Annotated in this window: 23 protein-coding genes; 12 read left to right on the top strand and 11 right to left on the bottom strand. The window is 71.3% G+C overall.

Going from position 1 to position 23,007, the window contains the following annotated elements; genetic code table 11:
• Positions 1–25 precede the first annotated feature (25 nt).
• From ACFYNL_RS32890 to ACFYNL_RS32880, 3 genes are all read left to right on the top strand, one after another.
• Positions 26–1,312, top strand: coding sequence for an acetyl-CoA C-acetyltransferase (locus ACFYNL_RS32890; protein WP_388809910.1), 1,287 nt, complete (start codon positions 26–28; stop codon positions 1,310–1,312).
• Positions 1,313–1,545: 233 nt separating this feature from the next.
• Positions 1,546–3,486, top strand: coding sequence for an AMP-dependent synthetase/ligase (locus ACFYNL_RS32885; protein ID WP_388809907.1), 1,941 nt, complete (start codon positions 1,546–1,548; stop codon positions 3,484–3,486).
• Between the two features lie 424 nt (positions 3,487–3,910).
• On the top strand, positions 3,911–5,047 hold the full coding sequence (locus ACFYNL_RS32880) for a sugar ABC transporter substrate-binding protein (RefSeq protein WP_388809905.1): 1,137 nt from the start codon (positions 3,911–3,913) through the stop codon (positions 5,045–5,047).
• 30 nt (positions 5,048–5,077) lie between these two features.
• Here the strand turns inward: ACFYNL_RS32880 and ACFYNL_RS32875 are convergent, their stop codons facing one another.
• Entirely contained in the window at positions 5,078–5,977 is a 900-nt protein-coding gene (locus tag ACFYNL_RS32875; protein WP_388809902.1) for a LysR family transcriptional regulator, read from the bottom strand.
• A 305-nt stretch (positions 5,978–6,282) separates the two neighbouring features.
• On the opposite strand from ACFYNL_RS32875, the gene kstD reads away from it, so the two are divergent.
• Positions 6,283–8,049, top strand: a complete 1,767-nt coding sequence (kstD, locus tag ACFYNL_RS32870; RefSeq protein WP_388809900.1) for a 3-oxosteroid 1-dehydrogenase — start codon at positions 6,283–6,285, stop codon at positions 8,047–8,049.
• Here kstD and ACFYNL_RS32865 read toward each other — a convergent pair.
• From ACFYNL_RS32865 to ACFYNL_RS32850, 4 genes are read right to left on the bottom strand one after another with little or no spacing between them, the layout of a single operon-like run.
• Positions 8,046–8,702 (bottom strand): class I SAM-dependent methyltransferase, encoded by a 657-nt coding sequence (locus ACFYNL_RS32865; RefSeq protein WP_388809897.1) that lies wholly within the window; start codon positions 8,700–8,702, stop codon positions 8,046–8,048. The two genes, kstD and ACFYNL_RS32865, sit on opposite strands and share 4 nt — an antisense overlap.
• Positions 8,703–8,729: 27 nt before the next feature.
• The gene (locus ACFYNL_RS32860; RefSeq protein WP_388809895.1) at positions 8,730–8,975 is read right to left on the bottom strand and encodes a hypothetical protein; all 246 of its coding nucleotides are present in this window, start codon (positions 8,973–8,975) and stop codon (positions 8,730–8,732) included.
• A gap of 25 nt (positions 8,976–9,000) precedes the next feature.
• Positions 9,001–9,315 carry an AzlD domain-containing protein gene (locus ACFYNL_RS32855; RefSeq protein ID WP_388809892.1) on the bottom strand — a complete coding sequence of 105 codons (315 nt, stop codon included), beginning with the start codon at positions 9,313–9,315 and terminating at the stop codon, positions 9,001–9,003.
• Complete coding sequence (locus ACFYNL_RS32850) at positions 9,312–10,001, bottom strand: AzlC family ABC transporter permease (RefSeq protein ID WP_388809889.1); 690 nt, start codon at positions 9,999–10,001, stop codon at positions 9,312–9,314. Before ACFYNL_RS32850 ends, ACFYNL_RS32855 begins: the two co-directional genes overlap by 4 nt.
• 81 nt (positions 10,002–10,082) lie before the next feature.
• Here ACFYNL_RS32850 and ACFYNL_RS32845 point away from each other — a divergent pair, with 81 nt between their 5' ends.
• Complete coding sequence (locus tag ACFYNL_RS32845) at positions 10,083–10,631, top strand: helix-turn-helix domain-containing protein (RefSeq protein ID WP_388809886.1); 549 nt, start codon at positions 10,083–10,085, stop codon at positions 10,629–10,631.
• Between the two features lie 101 nt (positions 10,632–10,732).
• On the opposite strand, the gene ACFYNL_RS32840 is transcribed toward ACFYNL_RS32845, so the two are convergent.
• Entirely contained in the window at positions 10,733–10,936 is a 204-nt protein-coding gene (locus tag ACFYNL_RS32840) for a cold-shock protein (protein ID WP_003992177.1), read from the bottom strand.
• Positions 10,937–11,259: 323 nt separating this feature from the next.
• Between ACFYNL_RS32840 and ACFYNL_RS32835 the strand changes: the two genes are divergently transcribed.
• Entirely contained in the window at positions 11,260–12,108 is an 849-nt protein-coding gene (locus ACFYNL_RS32835) for a menaquinone biosynthetic enzyme MqnA/MqnD family protein (RefSeq protein ID WP_388809883.1), read from the top strand.
• A gap of 80 nt (positions 12,109–12,188) precedes the next feature.
• Here the strand turns inward: ACFYNL_RS32835 and ACFYNL_RS32830 are convergent, their stop codons facing one another.
• Positions 12,189–13,829, bottom strand: coding sequence for a hypothetical protein (locus ACFYNL_RS32830; RefSeq protein WP_388809880.1), 1,641 nt, complete (start codon positions 13,827–13,829; stop codon positions 12,189–12,191).
• Positions 13,830–14,096: 267 nt separating this feature from the next.
• On the opposite strand from ACFYNL_RS32830, the gene ACFYNL_RS32825 reads away from it, so the two are divergent.
• The 4 genes from ACFYNL_RS32825 (at position 14,097) to ACFYNL_RS32810 (ending at position 17,549) form a co-directional block, all read left to right on the top strand.
• Positions 14,097–14,831 (top strand): prepilin peptidase, encoded by a 735-nt coding sequence (locus tag ACFYNL_RS32825; protein ID WP_388809878.1) that lies wholly within the window; start codon positions 14,097–14,099, stop codon positions 14,829–14,831.
• 71 nt (positions 14,832–14,902) lie between these two features.
• Positions 14,903–16,117 (top strand): cyclic dehypoxanthinyl futalosine synthase, encoded by a 1,215-nt coding sequence (gene mqnC / locus ACFYNL_RS32820; protein WP_388809875.1) that lies wholly within the window; start codon positions 14,903–14,905, stop codon positions 16,115–16,117.
• 7 nt (positions 16,118–16,124) lie between these two features.
• On the top strand, positions 16,125–16,730 hold the full coding sequence (locus tag ACFYNL_RS32815) for a hypothetical protein (protein WP_388809872.1): 606 nt from the start codon (positions 16,125–16,127) through the stop codon (positions 16,728–16,730).
• Between the two features lie 123 nt (positions 16,731–16,853).
• Complete coding sequence (locus ACFYNL_RS32810; RefSeq protein ID WP_388809869.1) at positions 16,854–17,549, top strand: demethylmenaquinone methyltransferase; 696 nt, start codon at positions 16,854–16,856, stop codon at positions 17,547–17,549.
• Here the strand turns inward: ACFYNL_RS32810 and ACFYNL_RS32805 are convergent.
• The gene (locus ACFYNL_RS32805; RefSeq protein ID WP_388810118.1) at positions 17,536–17,847 is read right to left on the bottom strand and encodes a PASTA domain-containing protein; all 312 of its coding nucleotides are present in this window, start codon (positions 17,845–17,847) and stop codon (positions 17,536–17,538) included. The two genes, ACFYNL_RS32810 and ACFYNL_RS32805, sit on opposite strands and share 14 nt — an antisense overlap.
• A gap of 161 nt (positions 17,848–18,008) precedes the next feature.
• On the bottom strand, positions 18,009–18,515 hold the full coding sequence (locus tag ACFYNL_RS32800; RefSeq protein ID WP_388809866.1) for a GNAT family N-acetyltransferase: 507 nt from the start codon (positions 18,513–18,515) through the stop codon (positions 18,009–18,011).
• 97 nt (positions 18,516–18,612) lie between these two features.
• Here ACFYNL_RS32800 and ACFYNL_RS32795 point away from each other — a divergent pair, with 97 nt between their 5' ends.
• Positions 18,613–19,920 (top strand): geranylgeranyl reductase family protein, encoded by a 1,308-nt coding sequence (locus ACFYNL_RS32795; RefSeq protein WP_388809863.1) that lies wholly within the window; start codon positions 18,613–18,615, stop codon positions 19,918–19,920.
• On the opposite strand, the gene def is transcribed toward ACFYNL_RS32795, so the two are convergent.
• Together def and ACFYNL_RS32785 are read right to left on the bottom strand one after the other, a co-directional pair.
• Positions 19,921–20,547: a peptide deformylase gene (gene def / locus ACFYNL_RS32790; RefSeq protein WP_388809861.1), complete on the bottom strand. Its 627-nt coding sequence runs from the start codon at positions 20,545–20,547 to the stop codon at positions 19,921–19,923.
• A gap of 544 nt (positions 20,548–21,091) precedes the next feature.
• Positions 21,092–21,925 (bottom strand): C40 family peptidase, encoded by an 834-nt coding sequence (locus tag ACFYNL_RS32785; protein ID WP_388809858.1) that lies wholly within the window; start codon positions 21,923–21,925, stop codon positions 21,092–21,094.
• Between the two features lie 712 nt (positions 21,926–22,637).
• On the opposite strand from ACFYNL_RS32785, the gene ACFYNL_RS32780 reads away from it, so the two are divergent.
• Positions 22,638–22,997 carry an NADH-quinone oxidoreductase subunit A gene (locus ACFYNL_RS32780; protein WP_003974383.1) on the top strand — a complete coding sequence of 120 codons (360 nt, stop codon included), beginning with the start codon at positions 22,638–22,640 and terminating at the stop codon, positions 22,995–22,997.
• Positions 22,998–23,007: the final 10 nt, after the last annotated feature.

Here is a 23,007-nt window from a genome sequence, read left to right as displayed (position 1 = left end):
ATGGTGACGTGAGGAGTGGGTGGAGATGAGCTCCATGGAACGGCCGACCGTCCGGCGCGTCGCGATCATCGGCGGCACCCGCATCCCCTTCGCCCGCGCCGACGGCCCGTACGCCACCGCCTCCAACCAGGACATGCTCACCGCCGCGCTCGACGGCCTGGTCGAGCGGTACGGACTCACCGGGCCGGGCGCGGTCGGCGAGTTCGTAGCCGGGGCCGTCCTCAAGCACAGCCGGGACTTCAACCTCGCCCGCGAGACCGTCCTCGGCTCCCGGCTGGACGCGCGCACACCCGCGTACGACATCCAGCAGGCCTGCGGCACCGGCCTGCAGGCCGTCATCGCCGCCGCCAACAAGATCGCGCTCGGCCAGACCGAGTCGGCGATCGCCGGTGGCGCGGACACGGCGAGCGACGCGCCCCTCGGCGTCAACGACGAACTGCGCCGCATCCTGCTCCAGGCCCGGCGGGCCACGTCGCTCGGTGACCGGCTCAAAGCGCTCACCGGCGTACGGCCGTCCCACCTGGTCCCCGACATCCCGCGCAACGCCGAGCCCCGCACGCACCGCTCCATGGGCGAGCACGCCGCCGTCACCGCCCGCGCCTGGGGCATCACCCGCGAGGCGCAGGACGAACTGGCGGCGACCAGCCACCGACGGCTGGCGGCGGCGTACGAACGGGGCTTCTTCAAGGATCTGGTGGTGCCCTTCCGGGGCCTGACCCGTGACCAGAACCTGCGCCCCGGCTCGACGCCGGAGAAACTCGCCGCGTTGAAGCCGGTGTTCGGCCTCGACCAGCCCGAACCGACCATGACGGCGGGCAATTCGACGCCATTGACCGACGGGGCGGCGGTCGTGCTGCTGGCGAGCGAGGAGTGGGCCGAGGAGCGGGGCCTGGAACCCCTGGCCCACCTCACCGCCTGCGAGACGGCGGCCGTCGACTTCGTACGGGGCGATGTCGCGGGCGGCGAGGACGGGCTGCTGATGGCGCCGGCGTACGCCGTCCCCCGCATGCTGGAACGCGCCGGACTCACCGTCGGCGACTTCGAGTTCGTCGAGATCCACGAGGCCTTCGCCTCGCAGGTGCTGGCCACGCTCGCGGCGTGGGAGAAGCGGGGGCTGGCGCCCGTGGACCGGGCGCGGCTGAACGTGGCGGGCTCGTCCCTGGCCACCGGCCATCCCTTCGCGGCGACCGGGGCGCGGATCGTCGCCACGCTGGCCGCGCTGCTGGCGGAGAAGGGCGGTCCGGGGCGCGGGCTGATCTCGGTCTGCGCGGCGGGCGGACAGGGTGTGACGGCCGTCCTGGAGCGCGAGTAGGAGAAGGCGAGGGGAAGCTGAGCACCCCTCACATAACCCCCGGTGTTGCACATACCCGGCCCCGGAACACCGCCGAACCCGCACAACGCCCACACGCGAGCCCCGTACGATCGCCTGCCTAACCCGCGGTAACCCCTTCCGCAGGCCTCCGCAGGTGAACGCCACGGTGCGCGAGGCACGTACCTCATGCAGCAAGCAGTTTCTTCGCTGCACGCCCGCCGCAGGAGCCGCCCGTGTCCACTCCGCTTCCCTCCTTCGCACCCTCGGCCGCGTTCGACGACGCTCCCGGGCCGATGCTGGTGCAGCCCGAGACGCGGCGGCTGGACGGGGCGGTGCGGGAGGCGTACCTACCGCCGTTCGCGCCTGCGGTGACCCACGGGTCGCTCGCGGACCTGCCCTTCGACAACGCGAGCGCGGCCCCCGACGCGGTGGTCCTCAGCCGCAAGGGCGAGGACGGGCGGTGGACGGACGTGACGGCGGCACAGTTCGCCGACCAGGTGCAGGCGGTGGCCAAGGGGCTGATCGCCGAGGGCCTGACGCCGGGAGACCGGATCGCCGTCATGGCGCGCACCCGCTACGAGTGGACGCTCCTCGACTTCGCCGCGTGGGCGGCCGGCCTGGTCACGGTGCCCGTCTACCCCACCTCCTCGGTCTTCCAGACCCGCTGGATCCTCCAGGACTCCGGTGCGGTGGCCCTGGTCACGGAGACCGGCGCCCAGGCGGCCGCCCTCGGCCCCGAGCTGGACCGGTTGCCCGACCTGCGCCACATGTGGGTGATGGAGAAGGGCCATGTGGAGCGTCTGGCGGAGCTGGGCGCCGAGCAGCCGGACGGGGAGGTCGGGGTACGGCGGGGCATGCTCGTGCCGGACACACTGGCGACGCTGATCTACACCTCCGGCACGACGGGCCGCCCCAAGGGCTGCGCGCTGACGCACGGCAACTTCTTCTCCGAGGTCGACAACGCCATCGAGCTCCTCTACCCGGTCTTCAAATCGAGGACGAGTGAGGAGGCGTCGGTGTTGCTCTTCCTGCCGATGTCGCACGTCTTCGGCCGCATGGTGGCGGTGGCCTGCGTCCGGGCCCGGGTCCGCCTGGGCCACGCACCCAGCCTGAAGGCGGAGGACCTGCTCCCCGACCTGGCGGCGTTCCGCCCGACGTGTCTGCTGACCATCCCGTACATGCTGGAGAAGGTCTTCAACTCCGCCCGCGCCAAGGCCGAGGCGAGCGGCCGGGTGTCCTCCTTCGACCGCGCCGCCTCGGTGGCCGAGCGCTACGGCGAGGCGCTGGAGGCCCGTCAGTCGGGCACCGGCAGCGGCCCGAACGCGACCCTGAGAACCGCCCGCGCCTTCTACGACCCGCTCGTCTACCGCCGTATCCGCAACGCGATGGGCGGCAGGGTCAGGTACGCGATCTGCGGCGGCTCCCCGCTCGGCCGCCGACTGGCCGCCTTCTACGCCGGGGTGGGCATCGAGGTCTACGAGGGCTACGGCCTCACCGAGACGACGGGCGCGGCGACCGTGACCCCGCCCCTCAAACCCCGTCTGGGCACGGTGGGCTGGCCCCTGCCCGGCACCCGGGTGCGCATCGCCGCCGACGGCGAGATCCTGATCGGCGGCGAGCAGGTGCTGCGCGGCTACTGGGACCCCGCGGCCGGCGGTGTCGTCCCGGCCGCCGTGGACGGCTGGCTGCCGACCGGCGACATCGGCGAACTCGACGACGAGGGCTACCTCACGATCACCGGCCGCAAGAAGGAGATGCTGATCACGGCGGGTGGCAAGAGCGTGGCACCCGCGCCCCTGGAGAACTGGCTGCGCGCGCACCCGCTGATCTCGCAATGCCTCGTCCTGGGCGACCGCCGCCCCTATGTCTCCGCCCTGATCACCCTGGACATGGCGGGGGTGAGCCACTGGCGCCGGATGAACGGCAAGCACCCGGTCCCGGCCGAACTCCTCGTCGCGGACGCGGAGCTGAGGGCGGTTCTGCAGCGCGCGGTGGACGAGGCCAACAAGCTGGTGTCCCGGCCCGAGTCCATCCGCCGCTTCGCGATCCTGTCCACGGACTTCACGGAGGAGTCCGGCCACCTGACGCCGTCGATGAAGCTGCGTCGGGAGGCGGTCATGCGGGACTTCGCGGCGGAGGTGGACGGGTTGTACGCGCAGGAGCAGCACCTGTGACGCAGGTCACTGAACTGGCTGGTACTACGAGACCCGACGTCTGAAGGACATCCAGGTGGTCGACCGGATCGGGCAGCGGCGGTGAGCCGGCGGGCCGCGCCTCGGGCGGACACGGCCCTGGGGCTGTCGTCCCCGTCATGCCGGCGTCGCGGGCCCCCGCACCCGCGCGGGAACTCCGGTCAGGGCGCCTTCGGCGGGTGGGGCGGATGGGGCGGATGGCGTCCCGGGCCGGCCCGAGGTTTGACGCGCGGGACGTGGGCAGGAGCGAGGGGGCGGAAGTCGTGTCGAAGGGCCCGGCGTTGTGGAGGTACGGGAAACGGTTGCCCTCTCGTTACGACAACTGCTTGACGTGACATGCCCCGGGCGCGTTGGCTACGGCCACCGGGTAGCTAGGCCGCTCGTCCGCTCGGAAGGCACCGTAGAAGTGAACGCTCGTATCCCCCGCACGTCAGCTGTACGCCGGACCGGCATAGCCCTGGTGGCCTGTGCCTCGGCCCTCTCGCTCACCGCGTGCGGTGTCATCGACGGCATCGGGGGCGGCGACAGCTCCGCCTCGCCGGAGAAGCGCGACGACATCACCGTGGGCCTCCTCCTGCCCGACAAGGAGACGGCCCGCTTCGAGAAGTTCGACCGTCCCCTGATCGAGAAGGAGGTCGCGGCCCTCACCCGCGACAAGGGCAAGGTCGTGTACGCCAACGCCGAGTCCAGCCCGGACAAGCAGAGCCGGCAGTTCCAGCAGATGATCGACGACCGGGTGGACGTGATCCTGGTGGACGCGCTGGATGCCAAGGGCATAGCGCCGGATGTGCGCAAGGCCAAGGAGGCGGGCATTCCGGTCATCGCCTACGACCGCCTCGCGGAGGGCCCGGTCGACGCGTACGTCTCGCACGACAACGAACTCGTCGGCGAGGTGCAGGGCCGCTCGCTCGTGGAGGAACTCGGCGCCGCTCGGGCCTCCAGCAAGGTCGTCATGATGAACGGCGACCCGGCCGACCCCAACACCGCCCGGTTCAAGGAAGGCGCCCTCGGCGAACTCGAGGGCGAGGTCGAGATCGTCAAGAAGTACGACACCGACAAGTGGTCGCCCGAGGTCGCCGAGGCGAACATGCGCAAGGCCATCGCCTCGGTCGGCCTGGCCGACATCGCCGCCGTCTACTCGGCGAACGACGGAATGGCGGGCGCGGTCATCAAGGCGCTCAAGGACGCGGGCGCCACCAGGATTCCACCGGTGACCGGGCAGGACGCGAACCTGGACGCGGTGCAGCGCATCGTCGCCGGCGAGCAGTTCATGACGGTGTACAAGCCCTTCCTGACCGAGGCGACCAACGCCGCCAAGATGGCCGTGTACAAGGTCCAGGGGCGCGACATCGAGTTCGACGCGCTGACCCAGGACTCGGTCGACAGCGCCTCCGAACAGGACATCCCGTCGAACCTGGTCCCGGTGGTCGCGGTCACGAAGGACAACATCGGCAAGACCGTGGTCCGGGACGGCGTCTATTCGGTCGATCAGATCTGCACCGCCGAGTACAAGGCGGACTGCGCGGCCATCGGCCTGCGTTAGCCGGGAGCCGGGCCGCCACGGCCGCGGCCGTCAGCCGCGCGCGCCCGTGCGGCACTCTTCCACCAGGGCCGCGAACGCCCGTGCCGGCGGGCTGAGCGCGTCCCAGCGGCGGACGGCCCACCCGACCGGGAGCGGCCGCAGGGCGGGCAGCGGGATCAGCCGCAGCTCGCCGTCGCCGGGGACGGGCAGCCCCGGAAGCGCCGGCACCACCGCCCGCCCCACGCCCAGCTCGGCCAGCAGCAGCGCCGTGTCCCAGTCGGCGACGCTCGTGTCGTACGCCAACCGGACGCCCGACTCGTCGCAGGCGGCGTCCAGTTGGGCGGCCGAGGCGGAGTTCGGCGGCAGCCGGATCAGCCGTACGTCGGCCAGGTCCGCCCCGGCATCGACGTACGGCCGTCGCGCGAGCGGGTCGTCGGCCCGTACCGCCAGCACCCACGGCAGTTCCACCACCGGCCGCTGCTCGATGCCCCGCACCGGCGGGCCGAGGGTGATCCAGGCGAGGTCGAGCGTGCCGTCGGCCAGTGCGTCGAAGCTGCCCCGGCCCGAACTCACCGTGCGGAACTCCAGGTTGACGCGGGGGTGCCGGTGCCGGAACGCCACGACCGCCTCCGACATGAAGTGCCGTACGGTCGTCGCCCCCGTCGCCACCCGTACGAACCCGCTCTCGCCGTCGACGAGGTCGCGCAGCCGACGTACCGCCAGGTCGAGCCCGCAGATCCCCTCGGCGGCTGCCGCCTCCAGCACCCGCCCCGCCTGGGTCGGCACGACCCCACGGGGCTGCCGCTCCAGCAGCGCGACCCCGGTCTCCCGCTCCAGCCGCCGCACATGCTGACTCACCGCCGACTGCGTGCACCCCAGCTCCCGTGCCACCGAGCTGAGACTTCCGGCCCGGCACACGGCCACGAACACACGCAGGTCATCGAGGGTCATGACCCCCAAGTTAATGCTTGGAGGTCGTCACAAATCCCAAGGATTGACTGGACTTTGCCCGATGGACGACGATCCTGGACGGGCCCGGGCGGCAACCCGCTCCACACCCTCGCCGGAGTCCGGACCGGTGCGGGGGAGGGAGCGGGTGCCGACCCACCACGCACGCGGGCGCCGAGAGGACAGCCGTTGCTGAGCCGGCCGGCCTGGAAGGGCTGCCCGGCCCTTGACTTCACGGGAACACCGCGCGACATTCGCATGTCTGACACCTAGTCAGATCGACGGGCGGCCCAGGCGGGAGCGGCGACATGACCACGCACACGCACCCCTCACGCAGACACGTACTGGCCGCGGGAGCCGTGGGCACGGCCGCGACCCTTGCCGTGGGCACGACCCAGCAGACCGCCCGAGCCACCGACCTGCCCCTGCTCGGCACCTACGACGTCGTGGTCGTCGGCTCCGGAGCCGCCGGCATGACCGCCGCCCTCACCGCCGCCGCGCAGGGCCTGAGCTGCGTCGTACTGGAGAAGGCGTCCACGTTCGGTGGTTCCGCCGCCCGGTCGGGGGCCGGGATCTGGATCCCCAACAACACGGTGATCCTCGCGGCGGGCGTGCCGGACACACCCGCCAAGGCCGCCGCCTACCTCGCCGCCGTGGTCGGCCCGGACGTCCCTGTCGAGCGTCAGCGGGCCTTCCTCGACCACGGCCCGGCGATGCTCTCCTTCGTCATGGCCCACAGCCCTCTGCGGTTCCGCTGGATGGAGGGCTACAGCGACTACTACCCGGAGCTGCCCGGTGGCCTGCCGAACGGCCGCTCCATCGAGCCCGACCAACTCGACGGCAACGTCCTCGGCGCCGAACTGGCCCGGCTGAACCCGCCGTACATGGCCCTGCCCCCCGGCATGGTCGTCTTCAGCGCCGACTACAAGTGGCTGGCCCTGGCGGCGGTGAGCGCCAAGGGGGCCGCCGTGGCCGCGGAGTGCCTCGCGCGGGGCACGGCCGCCGCCCTGCGCGGGGAGAAGCCGCTGACCATGGGGCAGTCGCTGGCGGCGGGACTGCGCGCGGGGCTGCGGTCCGCGGGAGTACCCGTGTGGCTCGGCACCCCGCTCACCGACCTGTACGTCGAGGGCGGTGCCGTGAGCGGCGCGGTCGTCACCCGGGACGGCGCACCGGCACTGGTGCGCGCCCGCCGGGGCGTGATCGTCGGCTCGGGCGGCTTCGAGCACAACGCGGCGATGCGCGAGCGCTACCAGCGTCAGCCGATCGGCACGGACTGGACGGTGGGCGCGAAGGAGAACACCGGCGACGGCATCCGGGCCGGCCACCGGATCGGCGCCGCCCTCGGCCTCATGGACGACGCCTGGTGGGGCCCGGCGATCCCGCTGCCCGGCCAGCCGTACTTCTGCCTCGCGGAACGCACCCTGCCCGGCGGGCTGCTGGTCGACGCGGCCGGTGCCCGTTTCGTCAACGAGGCGGCGCCCTACAGCGACGTCGTGCACACCATGTACGACGTCCACGACACCAGCCCGGCCATCCCGTCCTGGCTGATCGTCGACCAGAACCACCGCAACCGCTACCTCTTCAAGGACGTCCTGCCGACGCTGCCCCTTCCCGCCGACTGGTACGACTCGGGCGCCGCGCACAAGGCCTGGACCCTGGACGCGCTCGCCCGCTCGATCGGCGTCCCGGCAGCGGCCCTGCGCACCACGGTGGACCGCTTCAACGCCCAGGCCAGGAAGGGCGAGGATGCCGACTTCCACCGGGGGGACAGCGCCTACGACCACTACTACACCGACCCGTCCGTCCGCCCGAACTCCTGCCTCGCCCCGCTCTGGCTCCCCCCGTACCACGCCTTCCGGATCGTCCCGGGCGACCTGGGCACCAAGGGCGGCCTCCTCACGGACGCCCGCGCCCGCGTCCTGCGGGAGGACGGCTCGGTGATCCGGGGCCTGTACGCGGCCGGCAACGCGAGCGCGGCGGTGATGGGCCGCAGCTACGCGGGCGCGGGCTCGACGATCGGTCCGGCGATGACGTTCGGGTACATCGCGGCGCGGGACGTCGCCGGGGTTCTCTAGGCGCCGTCGGCGGGCTTGCGGGCGAACAGGAACGCCTGCGGTGAGGTCTCGTCGAGCGCCGGGTCCGGTTCGCGGACCGTGCGGGAGACGAGGACGAAGCCGGCCGCCGTCAGCAGCTCGGCCATGTCCTGCGGCCGGCGCCGCAGAAAGGTCAGGGCGACCGGACGGCCCCAGGGCCGGTCGTGGTGCCGGTGTTCCTCGCCCGCCTGGAACGCCACGAGCAGGGGCGCTCCGGGCTCCAGCACCCGGTGGAACTCCGCGAAGAGGTCGGGAAGTCGCTCCAGGGGGGTGTGGATGGAGGAGTAGAAGGACATCGCCCCGGACAGGGCGCCGTCGGGAAGGTCCAGCTCCAGCATCGAGCCCTGCTCGAAGCGCAGCCCCGGGTGCTCGCGGCGGGCGATCGCGAGCATCGACTCCGACAGATCGACCCCGAACACGGGCAGCCCCAGCGAGGCGAGGACGGCGGTCGCCTCGCCGGGACCGCATCCCAGGTCCGCCACCGGGCCGTCACCGTCGACGAGTTCGGCGAACAGGCCCAGCATCGCCCGTTCCAGCGGCATTCTCGCGAGCGCGTCCCGGAACAGGGTCGCGTAGTCCTCGGCGACGGCGTCGTAGAAGGTGCGTGTGGTGGCGAGGAAGTCGGCTTCGGTCACGGCCGGGGACCCTACCGAAGGCGCGGGCTACCCGTCCCTCTCCGGCCCTTCGGGCGTTCGCTTCCGGCCGACGCCGCCGATCGCGACGCCCAGGCAGACACCCAGCGGCATGCCCAGGGCAAGCCCGGTCCCCACGGAGTCGAAGACGGTCAGCCCGAGTGCGACGCCGACGCCGGTACCGAGGCACAGGCCGACCGGTATGCCGACGGCGAGTCCGCTGTCGGCGGGAGTCCCGCCGCTGTCCCCCCGGCCGTGCTCTTCCCCACTGGTCATCCGCCGATCCTCCCACGGTGCCCGCTCAGGCCACCCCGACCGCCCGCAGCACCGCCGTGGCTCCCGCCGCCCCCAGCACCACCACCGCGAACGGCGCCCGCCGCCACGCCAGGACGCCCGCGACCAGCACCCCGGCCGGCCGGGCCCACCCCGCGAAACCGCCGTCCTCGGTGAGCGCACCCGTGGCCAGCAGGGCCACCAGCAGCACGATCGCGCCCGCGGCCAGCAGTTCCTGTACGCGGGGCGTGAGCTCGACACGTCCGTGCAGGACCGGCCCGACCAGCCGGAAGGCGTACGTGCCGACCGCCAGCGCCAGGATCATGGCCACCGTCGCGCTCATGCCGTACGCCTCGCGTCGCCCCGTCCGTATCCGGCGAGGCCCGCCAGCGCCACCAGGACCGGCACACCCGCCGGGACGGCCGGCGTCACCGCCAGCGCCAGTCCGGCGCCGAGCAGCGCCGAGCGCCGTACGGCCGGGCCCTCGCGCAGGGCGGGCAGGACCAGGGCGACGAGGACGGCGGGGAACGCCGCGTCCAGACCGTAGGCGCCGGTGTCGCCCATCGCGCCGCCGGCCAGGGCTCCGGCCAGCACGCCGAGGTTCCACACGGCGAACAGCCCGAGCCCGGAGATCCAGAAGGCCGCTCGCCGCCGGGCCGGGTCGGGCTGGGCGAGGGCGAAGGCCACCGTCTCGTCGGTGACGAGGTGGGCGCCGAGCAGCCGGGCGGCACGGCCGCGCCCGATGACGTCGGCCACGGCCAGGCTGAAGGCGGCCGTGCGGGTGTTCAGGAGCAACCCGGTGGCGGCCGCGGCCAGCGGCCCGCCCCCGGCCAGCAGCACACCGACCGCGCTGAACTGCGCCGAGCCGGCGTAGACCACCAGCGACATCGCCACTGGCACCCAGACCGGCAGCCCGCCCGCCACCGAGATCGCCCCGAAGGAGACGCCCACGACGCCGCTGGCGACCCAGACGAGGGCGCTGTCACGCACCAGAGGTGCCATCATCGGTGTTCGGAGTAGCGAACGCATGTTTTCCAGAATGAACACCCAGAGACCGTTCGTCAAGACGAACGATCGGTCCTGTGTGCCGAACGACAGGGAGTGAACCGCATGAGCGAGCCCCTCACTTGGATCGCCGCCTCGCTGCGGCGCGAGCGCACCCGGGCCGGGCTGTCGCTGTCGGAGCTGGCGAAGCGGGCGGGGATCGCGAAGTCCACGCTGTCGCAGCTGGAGGCGGGCGGCGGGAACCCGAGCGTGGAGACGCTGTGGGCGCTCGGGGTGGCGCTCGGTGTGCCGTTCAGCGCCCTGGTGGAGCCGCCGACGCCGGCCGTCCAGGTGATCCGGGCGGGCGAGGGGCCCACGGTCGCCTCCGAACGGGCCGACTATGTGGCGACCCTGCTCTCCGCCAGTCCGCCCGGCGCCCGGCGGGACCTCTATCACCTGCGCGCGGAGCCGGGCGCGGCCCGGATCTCGGAGCCTCACATCCCCGGCTCCGTGGAGCATCTGATCGTCGGCACCGGGCGGGTGAAGGCGGGGCCGCGGGGGGAGGAGGTCGAACTGGGGCCCGGCGACTACATGTCGTATCGCGGGGATGTGCCGCACTCGTACGAGGCGCTCGCGCCCGGGACGACGTTCGTGCTGGTCATGCAGCACGTCTGAGGGTTCAGGAAAAGGCAGGAGCCCCGCTGCCTTGCGGTGCGGGGCTCCTTGGGTACTGCTATCTGTTCCGGATCAAAGCACCAGGCTCCGAGACCGAAGACTCAGACCGGGGTGACGTTCTCCGCCTGAGGACCCTTCGGGCCCTGCGTCACGTCGAAGGAGACCTGCTGGTTCTCCTCCAGCGAGCGGAAGCCGCTCGCGTTGATCGCGGAGTAGTGGACGAAGACGTCGGGGCCGCCGCCTTCCTGGGCGATGAAGCCAAAGCCCTTTTCGGCGTTGAACCACTTCACGGTTCCGGTAGCCATAAGCCCTCCTTGGGCCCAAAGGGTTGCCCTGCTCCAGAACCCTGCAAGTGTGAAAACAAAATGCCGCACAACTGCATACGTCTGAAAACGACGAGAGCCCGCGGTCACATGCTCCGCAGGCTCTGTACTGCAAGGGAAACCAAACTGCAACTTGCGGCGAGCCTAGCATGCGGGCAGCCGAAAGCAATAGAGGCCAAGATCACGCCACCCGAACGTTTGAAGATCAGGTGTCATATTGACGAAGAGCGGGTGGCGGGAGGTTGTGACGAGGGTGTCACGACCCTGAGAGCTGCACGCTACCCCATGGGGTCTAGTCTCGCGATGTGGACAATTCTCGCACCCGCCCCCGCGTGGGCCACATCCAGTTCCTCAACTGCCTGCCCCTGTACTGGGGGCTCGCGAGAACGGGCACGCTCCTCGACTTCGAGCTCACCAAGGACACCCCGGAGAAGCTCAGCGAGCAGCTGGTGCGGGGCGACCTCGACATCGGCCCGATCACCCTGGTCGAGTTCCTGCGCAACGCCGACGACCTGGTCGCCTTCCCCGACATCGCGGTCGGCTGCGACGGCCCCGTGATGTCCTGCGTGATCGTCTCGCAGGTCCCGCTGGCGGAGCTGGACGGCGCCCGGGTCGCCCTCGGCTCGACCTCGCGCACCTCGGTCCGCCTGGCCCAGCTGCTGCTCGCCGAGCGCTATGGCGTGCGGCCCCACTACTACACCTGCCCGCCCGACCTCAGCGTGATGATGCAGGAGGCGGAGGCGGCCGTCCTCATCGGGGACGCGGCGCTGCGGGCCAACCTCCTGGACGGGCCGCGCTACGGACTTCAGGTGCACGACCTCGGCTCGCTGTGGAAGGAGTGGACCGGTCTGCCCTTCGTCTTCGCGGTCTGGGCGGCGCGCCGGGACTACCTGGAGCGCGAGCCGATGATCACCCGCAAGGTCCACGAGGCGTTCCTCGCCTCCCGCAACCTCTCCCTGGAGGAGGTCGGCAAGGTCGCCGAGCAGGCCGCCCGCTGGGAGGCCTTCGACGAGCGGATCCTGGAGCGGTACTTCACCACCCTCGACTTCCGCTTCGGCGGCCCGCAGCTCGCGGCGGTCGCGGAGTTCGCCCGGCGGGTCGGGCCGACGACGGGATTCCCGGCGGACGTGAAGGTGGATCTGCTGCGGCCGTAGGACCTTCACCATCGGCGAGCGGCACGCCGGGTCGCCGGGTCGCCGGGTCGCCGCCTGACGGTGACGGTGGGTCGCGTGGGCTATCCCTTGCCGGCCTTGCCGGTCTTTGCGGTCTTTCCGGCCGTCCCGGTTTTTCCGGCCGCCCCGGCCTTGCCTGTCGTCCGGGTCTTGCCTGCCGTCCCGGTTTTTCCGGCCGTCCCTGCCGTCCCGGCCCGCCCGACCAGGACCCTGCGGACGATCCCCAGCGTCCCCGCCACCAGCCCGAAGCCCAGCCCGGCCGCCAGCACCCCCAGGACCATGCCCGACCCGAAGCCGCCGCCGAAGAGCGGAGGCAGGTCGTCCTCGGTGACGGGGTCCGTCACCGGGTACGGGTCCCCGGAGGTGTCGGGCCCGTCCGTCCGCGGGGTCTCGTCGAGGACGGTCATCAGGGCGTCGAGACGTGCGCCCATGCGGTGGTCGTCGGCCTCTTGGCCGCCGTCCGCGACGGACTCCGGCAGGTCGAGGAGGAGCGCCGTGCTGTCCAGGCGCAGACCGTGGTTGAAGACGTCGATGGACCCGTGCAGCGGGTCGGCGACCACGTACACCCCGTCCTCGCCCAGCTTGTCGCGGACCGCCGCGGCGAACACCTCCTCGTCGCCCTCGGACTCGTCCTCCGTCAGCTGCGGGACGAGCGAGACGAAGACCGGGCCGCCGCCCTCCGAGCGCGCGAACCGCTCGATGCGGTCGTGGAGTCGGTCCACCTGGCGGGAGTCGAGGACCCGAGGGCTCTCCGGGTCCTGGTACACCGCGTCCCGGGCCAGTCCTTCGGCCACCCGGTCGAGGCGGGCGTTGAGGTCGATCGCCCTGGGCCTCGGGGACCAGCTCGACCTGGTCTCGTCGAAGACATAAGGAGCGGCCACGGCGATCGCGGCGGCGCAGACGAGGGCCAGCACCGGGACGGTCCAGCGCAGGGCGCGGCTCGCCCTGACCTCCTTGCGCCAGTCGGCCCCGGTCGTCGCGCGGCCCTTGCGAAGGCGGTGCCACCAGCGTCGTACATAGGGGACCAGCACCACGATCAGCAGGGGCACACCGGTGACCAGGACACCGGTGAGCGTCGACTGGTCCTCGCGGTCGGTCGGCCCGATGTACAGGGCCGCGGGCTCCTCACCGGCGTCGTACCTCGCCCGTGCCGCCTCCGCCCGTGCCGCGGCCTTCTCGTCGCCCTGCGCGACGACCTCGGCGAAACGCTCGAAGCGGTGCAACGGGCCCGCGTCGAAGGGGACTTCGTAGAGGGCCACCGTCCAGGCGTCGTCGGCCGGGACGTCGACGCCGTGCGCCACGGCATCCACCACGTGCGACTCGTCGAGCAGCACGTACAGCCCGTCCCGGCCGAGCCGGTCATGGACCGCGGTGAGCAGGCCCGGATCGCCGGCGCTCAGGCCGGGGAGGAGGAGCACGTACGTCGGTACGCCGGTGCGCCGGGCCGCCTCGGCGAAGGCGGGAGCCGTGGACTGCGGTACCTCGCGGGGGAGTTGGTCGGAGATGTGGACCGGGTTCGCGCGCAGGCGGTCGGCGAGGTGGGCGGCCTGGGCGGCGGTGGCGGTGTCGGTGGCCGCCCTGGCCGGGGTGGTGGCGGTCGCGAACAGCGCGGCCAGGGTGCACAGGAGGAGAAGCACGCCGCCGAGGCGGGAGGGCGGGGAGTACGGGGTCCTGCGTATGCCGTATGCCCTGACTGTGCGCACCGCTGCTGTCCCCCGTGTCACGCCGACCGTTGTCTCCGGCACTTTACTGATCGGTTCGCTGGTGCGAAACGGATCACGAGGACGCTTTCGGGATGAACCGCCGCATCCGTCCGCGGGGACAACCGGCGCCCGTACGCCCGGAGTTACGCCTTGAGGGGGTTTTGTGCCGCTGATACCGTGCGGAGGCTTCGGGAGTGATCGCGTGAGAATCCGAGTGCGTACGGAGGCGGGCAACCATCGTGAGCGCATCGCAGTGAGCGCGGCGCAATGAGCACCGCTCCGCTGGTCCTCGTCGCCGCGCTGTGGGGCTGGGTGGCGGGCATGTTCCTGCCCCGGGCCGCCTACCGGTTCTCCGTCCCGGTGGAGGAGGAGTGGCGGGACCGGTGTCCGGGCGGACACCCGGTCCGCGGCTGGCTCGGGCGGGCCCGGTGCGGCACCTGCGGGAGCGGCACGCCGTCGTACGGCCCCGGCGCCCCGGCGCTCGGCGCCGCGACCGCCCTCGTCTGCGCCGCCCTCGCCGCCGCCACCGGCACCCGGCCCGAGGTCGGCGTCTGGCTGCTGCTGGCGCCCGTCGGCGTGCTGCTCGCGGTCGTCGACCTCCGGGTGCACCGGCTGCCCGACGCGCTGACGCTCCCGCTCGCGGGCGCCGCCCTCGCCCTGCTCGGCCTGGTCGCCCTGCTGCCCGAGCACGCCGGTGACTGGCCGACCGCCCTGTGGGCCGCCCTCGCCCTCGGCGCCGGCTACTACGTGCTGTACCTCGTCAACCCCGGCGGCATGGGCTTCGGCGACGTGAAGTTGGCGCTCGGGGCGGGGGCGGTGCTGGGCTGGTACGGCTGGTCCACCGTCATGCTCGGCACCTTCGCCGGGTTCCTGTCCGGGGCGCTGTACGGCTGGACCCTGGTCCTGCTGCGCCGGGCCGGGCGCAGATCGGCGATCCCGTTCGGGCCGTTCCTGATCGGCGGGGCGTTCGCGGGGCTGCTCATCGGGGCGTACGCGGCCTGACGTCGATCACCCGAAACGCCTGGCGTAGGCTGGTTCGGTCTGTCCAACCCCTTGACGAAAGGGACGCCCCGGTGACCGAGAAGGCCGACCTCACGTCGTTTGATGTCACAGCCGTCCTCGACCGTGCCGCCGCGGGCGGACGCATCACCCCCGAGGAAGCGCTCGTCCTCTACCGCGACGCGCCGCTGCACGCGTTGGGCGCCGCCGCCGACGCCGTACGCCGTCGCAGGTACCAGGGCACCGAGCACATCGCGACGTACATCATCGAGCGCAACATCAACTACACGAACGTCTGCGTGACGGCGTGCAAGTTCTGCGCCTTCTACGCCGCCCCCAAGGACAAGGCCAAGGGCTGGACCCGCGACCTGGACGACATCCTGCGGCGCTGCGCCGAGACCGTCGAACTCGGCGGTACCCAGATCATGTTCCAGGGCGGGCACCACCCCGACTACGGCGTGGAGTACTACGAGAAGCACTTCGCCGCCATCAAGAAGGAGTTCCCGCAGCTCGTCATCCACAGCCTGGGGGCGAGCGAGGTCGAGCACATGGCCCGGATCTCCGGTGTGTCGGTCGAGGAGGCCATCACCCGGATCCACGAGGCCGGTCTCGACTCCTTCGCGGGCGCCGGCGCCGAACTGCTGCCCGCCCGGCCGCGCAAGGCCATCGCGCCGCTGAAGGAGAGCGGTGAGCGCTGGCTGGAGATCATGGAGATCGCGCACGGCCTCGGTGTCGAGTCGACGTCGACGATGCTGATGGGCACCGGCGAGACCAACGCCGAGCGCATCGAGCACCTGCGGATGATCCGGGACGTCCAGGACCGCACGGGCGGCTTCCGGGCCTTCATCCCGTACACCTACCAGCCCGAGAACAACCACCTGAAGGGCCGTACACAGGCCACGATCTTCGAGTACCTGCGAATGATCGCCGTGGCGCGGCTGTTTATGGACAACATCCAGCACATCCAGGGCTCCTGGCTGACCACCGGCAAGGAGATCGGCCAGCTGTCGCTGCACTACGGCGCCGACGACCTGGGCTCGATCATGCTGGAGGAGAACGTGGTCTCCTCGGCCGGTGCCAAGCACCGCTCCAACCGGATGGAGATCATCGACCTGATCCGCAAGGCCGGACGGGTGCCGGCCCAGCGGTCGACGACGTACGAACACCTGGTCGTGCACGACGACCCGGCGAACGACCCCGTCGACGAGCGCGTCATGTCCCACATCTCCTCGACGGCGATCGAGGGCGGCACGGCGCATCCCGAGCTGAAGATCCTCGCCTCCAACTGAGCCGACCGTGCTGACGATCCACGCCGACTCCCGGGGCAGCGCCCTCGCCGTCAGGGGCGCGTGGATCGCCGACGTCGGGCCGCTGGCCGAGCTCGTGGCCGCGCATCCGCGGGCCCGGGTGCGGGAGTGGCCCGGCATCCTGACGGCCGGATTCGTCAACCTGTACGGCACGGAGCTGCTGGAGGAGACCTACCACCCCGATCCGCGCGAGGCCGACGAACTGGGCACCGAGCCGCTGACGGGGGACGCGCTGGCGGCGCTCGCCATGGACGACGCCCGCTGGGGCGCGAGCGCCCGGCGCGGGGTGCAGCGGATGCTGGCGCACGGCACGGTCGCGGCGGCCTGCGAGGCGGTGCGCAACCGCGCGGTGCGTGACGCCGTGCACCGTTCCGGGCTGGGGGTCGTGGGCCGCCTCGGACGGCCCGGCGGAGCAGCGTCCCTGGATCCGTACGCCTGCGGGATGCCCGCGGAGTTCGCGCCTCCGAGGGAGCAGGGATCCGCCGCGCGGTTCGCCGTGTTCGACGTGACGGACGAGGCGGAACTCGCCGAGCGAGGGGCGGGGACGTGCGTGGCGACGGTCGTCGCCGGGCGACTGGTGTATCGACGGCGCTGACAGGCCCCCCGTGCCCGCGTCGTCGAGCGTGAACGTCTCGTCGCCGACGTCCTCCGGAAGAACCCAGACCTCTCCCGGGAGGCGTCCTGCGCCCTGCAGAGGCCGTGCTGCCACAATGGGCCCGTGACCCGCGCATCCCTGGACAAGCAGCCGCACGAAGTCGCCTCGATGTTCGACAACGTGGCGGAACGGTACGACCTGACCAACGACGTACTGTCGCTCGGCCAGGACCGCAGATGGCGCAAGGAGGTCGCCAGGGCCGTGGACGCCCGGCCCGCGCAGAAGGTCCTCGACCTGGCCGCCGGTACGGCCACCTCCTCGCTGCCCTTCGCGCAGACGGGCGCGTACGTCGTCCCCTGCGACTTCTCCCTGGGCATGCTCCAGGTCGGCAAGCGCAAGCACACCTGGCTGCCGTTCACGGCGGGCGACGCGACGAGGCTGCCGTTCAAGGACGACACCTTCGACGCCGTCACGATCTCCTTCGGGCTGCGCAACGTCCAGGACTTCGACACCGCGCTGCGCGAGATGTACCGGGTGACGCGGCCCGGCGGCCGGGTCGTGATCTGCGAGTTCTCCCACCCGACCTGGGCGCCCTTCCGCACCGTCTACACCGAGTACCTGATGCGCGCCCTGCCGCCGGTGGCCCGCGCGGTGTCCTCGAACCCCGACGCGTACGTCTACCTCGCCGAGTCCATCCGCGCCTGGCCCGACCAGCCGGACCTGGCCGAGCACCTGCGCAAGGCCGGCTGGTCGAAGGTGGCCTGGCGCAACCTGACGGGCGGGGTCGTCGCCCTGCACCGCGGGTTCAAGCAGGGCTGACGACGACGTACGGGTCCCCGGGCTCGTCGAGCTCGCGCTGCAGCCCGCCCGAGGGCGGCCACGGAGAGCGTGGCTCACGCACGCCTCCGCCGCCCTCGCCCTCCCCGAGGTCGAACCAGACGTACACCAGGGAATCCCGGGGCACCTCGGCGCCGGGCCGGGGGTACTGGCGTACGACGTAGTCGACGACGACACGGGGGAAGTCCGGCCGGTCCGGCGCGGTGAGGGACAGGCCGTGCGACTTCGCCGCCTCGCGCGCGTCCATGGCCATCAGTCCGACGAGTCTCGGCACCCGCACCTCGGGCGTTTTGGGTGTAAGGCGCACAGATGTCACCCCCCAGCGGTACGGGCAGGCTAACGCCGGGAGATGCCGTCCGGAAGCTTCAAGTACCTGTCTGTGACAATCGATTACCGAAGGTGATGGATCTGGAGGTCAGTCCTCCGGTACGGGGGTCGGTGTCACAGCTCCAGCCGGTAGCAGTGCCCCCGCTGCCGGGCGTCCGGGGTCGTGAAGACCTCCGCGAGCCGCATCCCCAGTCGCCGCGTCACCGCGATCGACCGCTCGTTGCGGGCGTCGACCATCGCCACCACACCCGGCACCCCGGCCGCCCGCACCCGCTCCAGCGTCTGCCGGGCGGCCGCCGTGGCGTATCCCCTGCCCCAGTGGTCGCGTCCGAGCCGCCATCCGATCTCGATCTCGCCCGTGGGGCCCCAGTCCCGCTCCCACGGCTGGGCGCCGGTGAAGCCGATGACCTGGTCGTTCTCGTCGAGCATGGTCCACAGGCAGTACCCGCGCTCGGCGTCGTGCCGACGCTGGCGAGCGGTGAGCTCCTCGTAGACGGAGAGCTCCGCGGCCCTGCCGCCGTGGAACTCCATGACCTCGGGGTGGGCGAAGACCCGGTGCCATGCGATCGCGTCCTCGTCGGTGGGCACACGCAGCCGTACTACGGGGAGGGTTCGGTTCACAGGGCAGCCCTTCAGCCGGGTGATCAATTCTGCTGAATAGACTGCCCATGTCCAGTGCCGGTCGGCACGCAGATTTCGAACCCGGGGAGATCCAGCCGTGACCGTCGTGACCGAGCCCCACTCCTCGCCCCTCTCCGAGAACACCGCCGATGTGATTGTCGTCGGCGCGGGGCCGGCCGGCTCCACGACGGCGTACCACCTGGCCAAGTCCGGCCTCGACGTACTCCTGCTGGAGAAGACCGAGTTCCCCAGGGAGAAGGTCTGCGGTGACGGCCTGACCCCGCGCGCCGTCAAGCAGCTGGTGGCGATGGGCATCGACATCTCCGAAGAAGCCGGCTGGCTGCGCAACAAGGGCCTGAGGATCATCGGCGGCGGGGTTCGCCTCCAGCTGGACTGGCCGGATCTCGCCTCCTTCCCCGACTACGGCCTCGTCCGCAAGCGCGACGACTTCGACGAGCAGCTCGCCCGCCAGGCCCAGAAGGCCGGTGCCCGCCTGTACGAGCGCTGCAACGTCGGCGCCCCGATCGTCGACGACCGCACCGGCCGCATCACCGGGGTCCGTGCCAAGCTCGGCGAGGACAAGCGCGAGGTCACCTTCCACGCCCCGCTGGTCGTCGCCGCCGACGGCAACTCCACCCGGCTGTCCCTGGCGATGGGCCTGCACCGCCGTGAGGACCGCCCGATGGGCGTCGCGGTCCGCACCTACTTCACCTCGCCCCGCCACGACGACGACTACCTGGAGTCCTGGCTGGAGCTGTGGGACCGCCGCGGCCCCGGCGAGGACCGTCTCCTGCCCGGCTACGGCTGGATCTTCGGCATGGGCGACGGCACCTCGAACGTCGGCCTGGGCGTGCTCAACACCTCCGACTCCTTCAAGGAGCTCGACTGGCGCGAGGTCCTCAAGGCATGGTGCGCCTCGATGCCGGAGGACTGGGGCTACACCCCGGAGAACATGACCGGCCCCATCCGGGGCGCCGCGCTCCCCATGGCCTTCAACCGCCAACCCCACTACACCAAGGGCCTGCTGCTGGTCGGCGACGCCGGCGGCCTGGTGAACCCCTTCAACGGCGAGGGCATCGCCTACGCCATGGAGTCCGGCCAGATCGCCGCCGACGTCATCGTCCAGGCCCACGCCCGCTCCACGCCCGCGGGACGCGAACTGGCCCTCCAGCGCTATCCGCGCATCCTGAAGGACACCTACGGCGGCTACTACACGCTGGGCCGCGCCTTCGTGAAGCTCATCGGCAACCCGAAGGTCATGAAGATCGCGGCCCAGCGCGGTCTGACCCACCCGCTGTTGATGAAGTTCACGCTGAAGCTGCTCGCGAACCTCACGGACCCGACCGGCGGCGACGCGATGGACCGGATCATCAACGGGCTGAGCAAGGTGGCACCGAAGGCCTGATCAGGCGTTCAACGCCGCGACATTGGCGGATCGGCGCGCGAACACCGCCTCGCGCCGGTCCGTCATCTGCCCGAGGGCGTCCTTGCGCTCCCTCTTGGAGAGCCGGTCCAGGTAGACCCGCCCGTCGCAGTGGTCGGCCTCGTGCGCGAGGCACCGCGCGAAGTACCCGGTGCCCTCGATCACGAGCGGCTCGCCGGCCTTGTCGTACCCGCGTACCACGGCCCGGTCGGGGCGCGGCACGTCCATCACCGCGCCGGGTACGGACAGGCACCCCTCGCCGTCGTCGAGGAGCCTCCTACGCGTGGCGTCGAGGGGCTCCAGCACCGGGTTGACGATGTGCCCGACGTGCCGGACCCCGTCATCGTCCGGGCAGTCGTACACGAACACGCGCAGATCGACACCGACTTGGTTGGCCGCGAGTCCTGCCCCGTCGGCGATGTACATCGTCAGGAACATGTCGTCGATGAGCGCGGCGAGATCGGGCCCGAACTCGGTCACGTCCCGGCACGGCTTGTGCAGGACCTCCTCGCCCACCTCGGTGATCCTGCGCACCGACCCGCGCCGGGCCTCGGGCGCGAGCGGCGGATACGAGTCGACGGGCCTGCCCTGGACGAACACACTCGGCATGGCTGTTTCTCCCTGTGGTCGTGAGGTTTCCGTGAGGCTGGGGCCGATCGGGCTTCCGGCCTCGGAGCCCCGCCCCGTCCTCCGGGAATCATGACAACAGAACACGCCCTGCAGCCCCAGGAGAGGGCAGGTCGTCCGAAACGAGCCGCGCCGCGGCGGCTTCCCCGCCGGCAGCCGCGTACCGGCGCCGATGCCTCGGCCGTGACGGCGGTGAGGGCGGTGACGGCGGTTAGCGCGGCGACAGCGTTAGGGCGGCGACAGCGGTTAGGGCGGTGACGGCGACGGCGGCGACGAGCGTACGGGCGCCACGATGCGGGGCGTCGGTGGGCCGGCCGCCCGGACGTCAACGCCGTCCTCGGCACGGACAATTCGGACGCCGGGTGCTGCCGGAGCTGGGAGATGCGCCGGCCCCGTGATCCGGGGCCGCTGAGGAACGGGTCGACGAGGTACGCCACGGGCTCGGCTCGCCCACGCCTTCGACCCGGGAAGAGCCAGAAGGGCCGCTGCCCCCGAGCGGCTGCGGCCCTTCACGCACAGGTGCGGATCAGAGCACCCGCACGGCACCCGACGCCGGGTAACCGGAGAGGTCCTGGATGACGACGCCCTTGGACGGGTTGGCCGCGTCCAGGTACTGGCCGTTCCCGATGTAGACGCCCACGTGGTACGCGGAGCCCTTGCCGCCCCAGTACAGGATGTCGCCCACCTGGATCTGGGAGAGCGGGATGTCGGTGCCGGCCATCGACTGGTCCTGCGAGACCCGCGGCAGGTCGACGCCGACCTGCTTGAACGCGGCCTGGACCAGGCTGGAGCAGTCCCACGCGTTGGGGCCGGTGGCACCCATGACGTACGCGTCGCCCAGCTGCGCCTTGAGGAAGGAGATGACCGTCCCCACGCTGCCGCTGGCGGGCGCGGACACGCTCGCGCTCGCGGAGGCGGAGGCGGAGAGGGTGGCGCGCTCCGTGGAGCGCGAGGCGGCGGCCTCGGCGGCGGCCCTACGGGCCTCCTCGGCCTTCTTCTTGGCCTCGGCCTTCTTCTTGGCGTCGGCGAGGTCCTTCTTGGCCTCCTTGGCCGCGGCGGCGGCGGCCGCGTCACGCTCGGCGTCGAGCTCGTAGTTCGCCGCCGCCAGCTGAGTGGCGTCCGCGGACTGGGCGAGCTGGTCCGCCAGGTCACCCGTGAGGGTGGGCAGTTCGATGGTCTGCGTCACCGGCTCGGCGGCGTTCGCCGTGGCCGACGCACCCGCCGCTGCCATGCTGAGGACGCCACCGGCAACTCCGGCGCGCATCGCGATGGTCGTCGACGCGGTGCGGCGGGGCTTCCGGTGGCTACGTATGTGAGCGGTGTGGGACATGAGAACAACCGGTATCAGGGGCTCCTCCATACCTTCAAGAAACGTGGGCTGCGCCACAGTTGTTCAATCGCTGCCCCAATTGCCCGGCGGTCCGCACCTCATTGACGCCGTAACGGACCTTTCGGGCGCCCCCCATTCGGCCCGTGATCACGGGCTTTCATCATTAAGTCCGAATTGCCCTCCGCCTACCACTTGTTGAGGCCGGTGGCCAAGCCCGCTTCTCTGGACCCCTCGCGGATGTGGCAGAGGTCACGCAACGGTTACGGCGCCGTGCGCGTCATGTGTCCGAATCCGGCGCCCGGCGCTCGTGAATGCGTGCACGCGTCCACATCTCGCCTCGCCGCGCCCTCCGAGGTGTGAACGCGCCGCACTATCAAGCTGTCCGGTCCAACGCCAATTTGCATGCAAGAGAACTCTCTTGATATTGAGACGCACCCTCCGAGCTGCAGTGACGAGCGAAAATGTCACCTCTGGTGATCACCTGAACGCTTCTCGTGTGAAGATCACCGCTCATCCGGCTTCATGATCCTTCGTCAGGTGGTGGAGATCACAAAGCTTGTGCAATACCCCGTGTCGCAGATCACAGACCGGCAGGCATAAGATGCGAGGCAGTTGGGCTTGTGACCTGCTTCACATGTTCTCGATCTTCGCCGGGCCGAGCGGGGCTCGTGGGACTGGTGAGGCGGCTGTGGGCCCAGTGCAACCGCCAGCAGTCAGTGCCGACTGAGAGGAGCGAGGAGCGGTGAACGCGTATGCGCCCATCCTCGTACTGGGAGCCCTCGGGGCAGGCTTTGCGATCTTCTCCGTGGTCATGGCCACGCTGATCGGTCCGAAGCGATACAACCGGGCCAAGCTCGAAGCCTATGAGTGCGGTATCGAGCCGACCCCCACGCCGGCCGGCGGCGGGCGCTTCCCGATCAAGTACTACCTGACGGCGATGCTCTTCATCATCTTCGATATCGAGATCGTCTTCCTCTACCCCTGGGCCGTCACCTTCGACGCCCTGGGGATCTTCGGGCTCGTGGAGATGCTGCTCTTCGTGCTCACCGTCTTCGTCGCGTACGCGTACGTATGGCGGCGCGGCGGCCTGGAATGGGACTGAGGGGCCTTTA

It is taken from the genome of Streptomyces sp. NPDC007808, from assembly GCF_042868655.1.
Taxonomy (GTDB): Bacteria; Actinomycetota; Actinomycetes; order Streptomycetales; family Streptomycetaceae; genus Streptomyces.
This window is presented reverse-complemented; position numbering and strand designations above follow the sequence as displayed.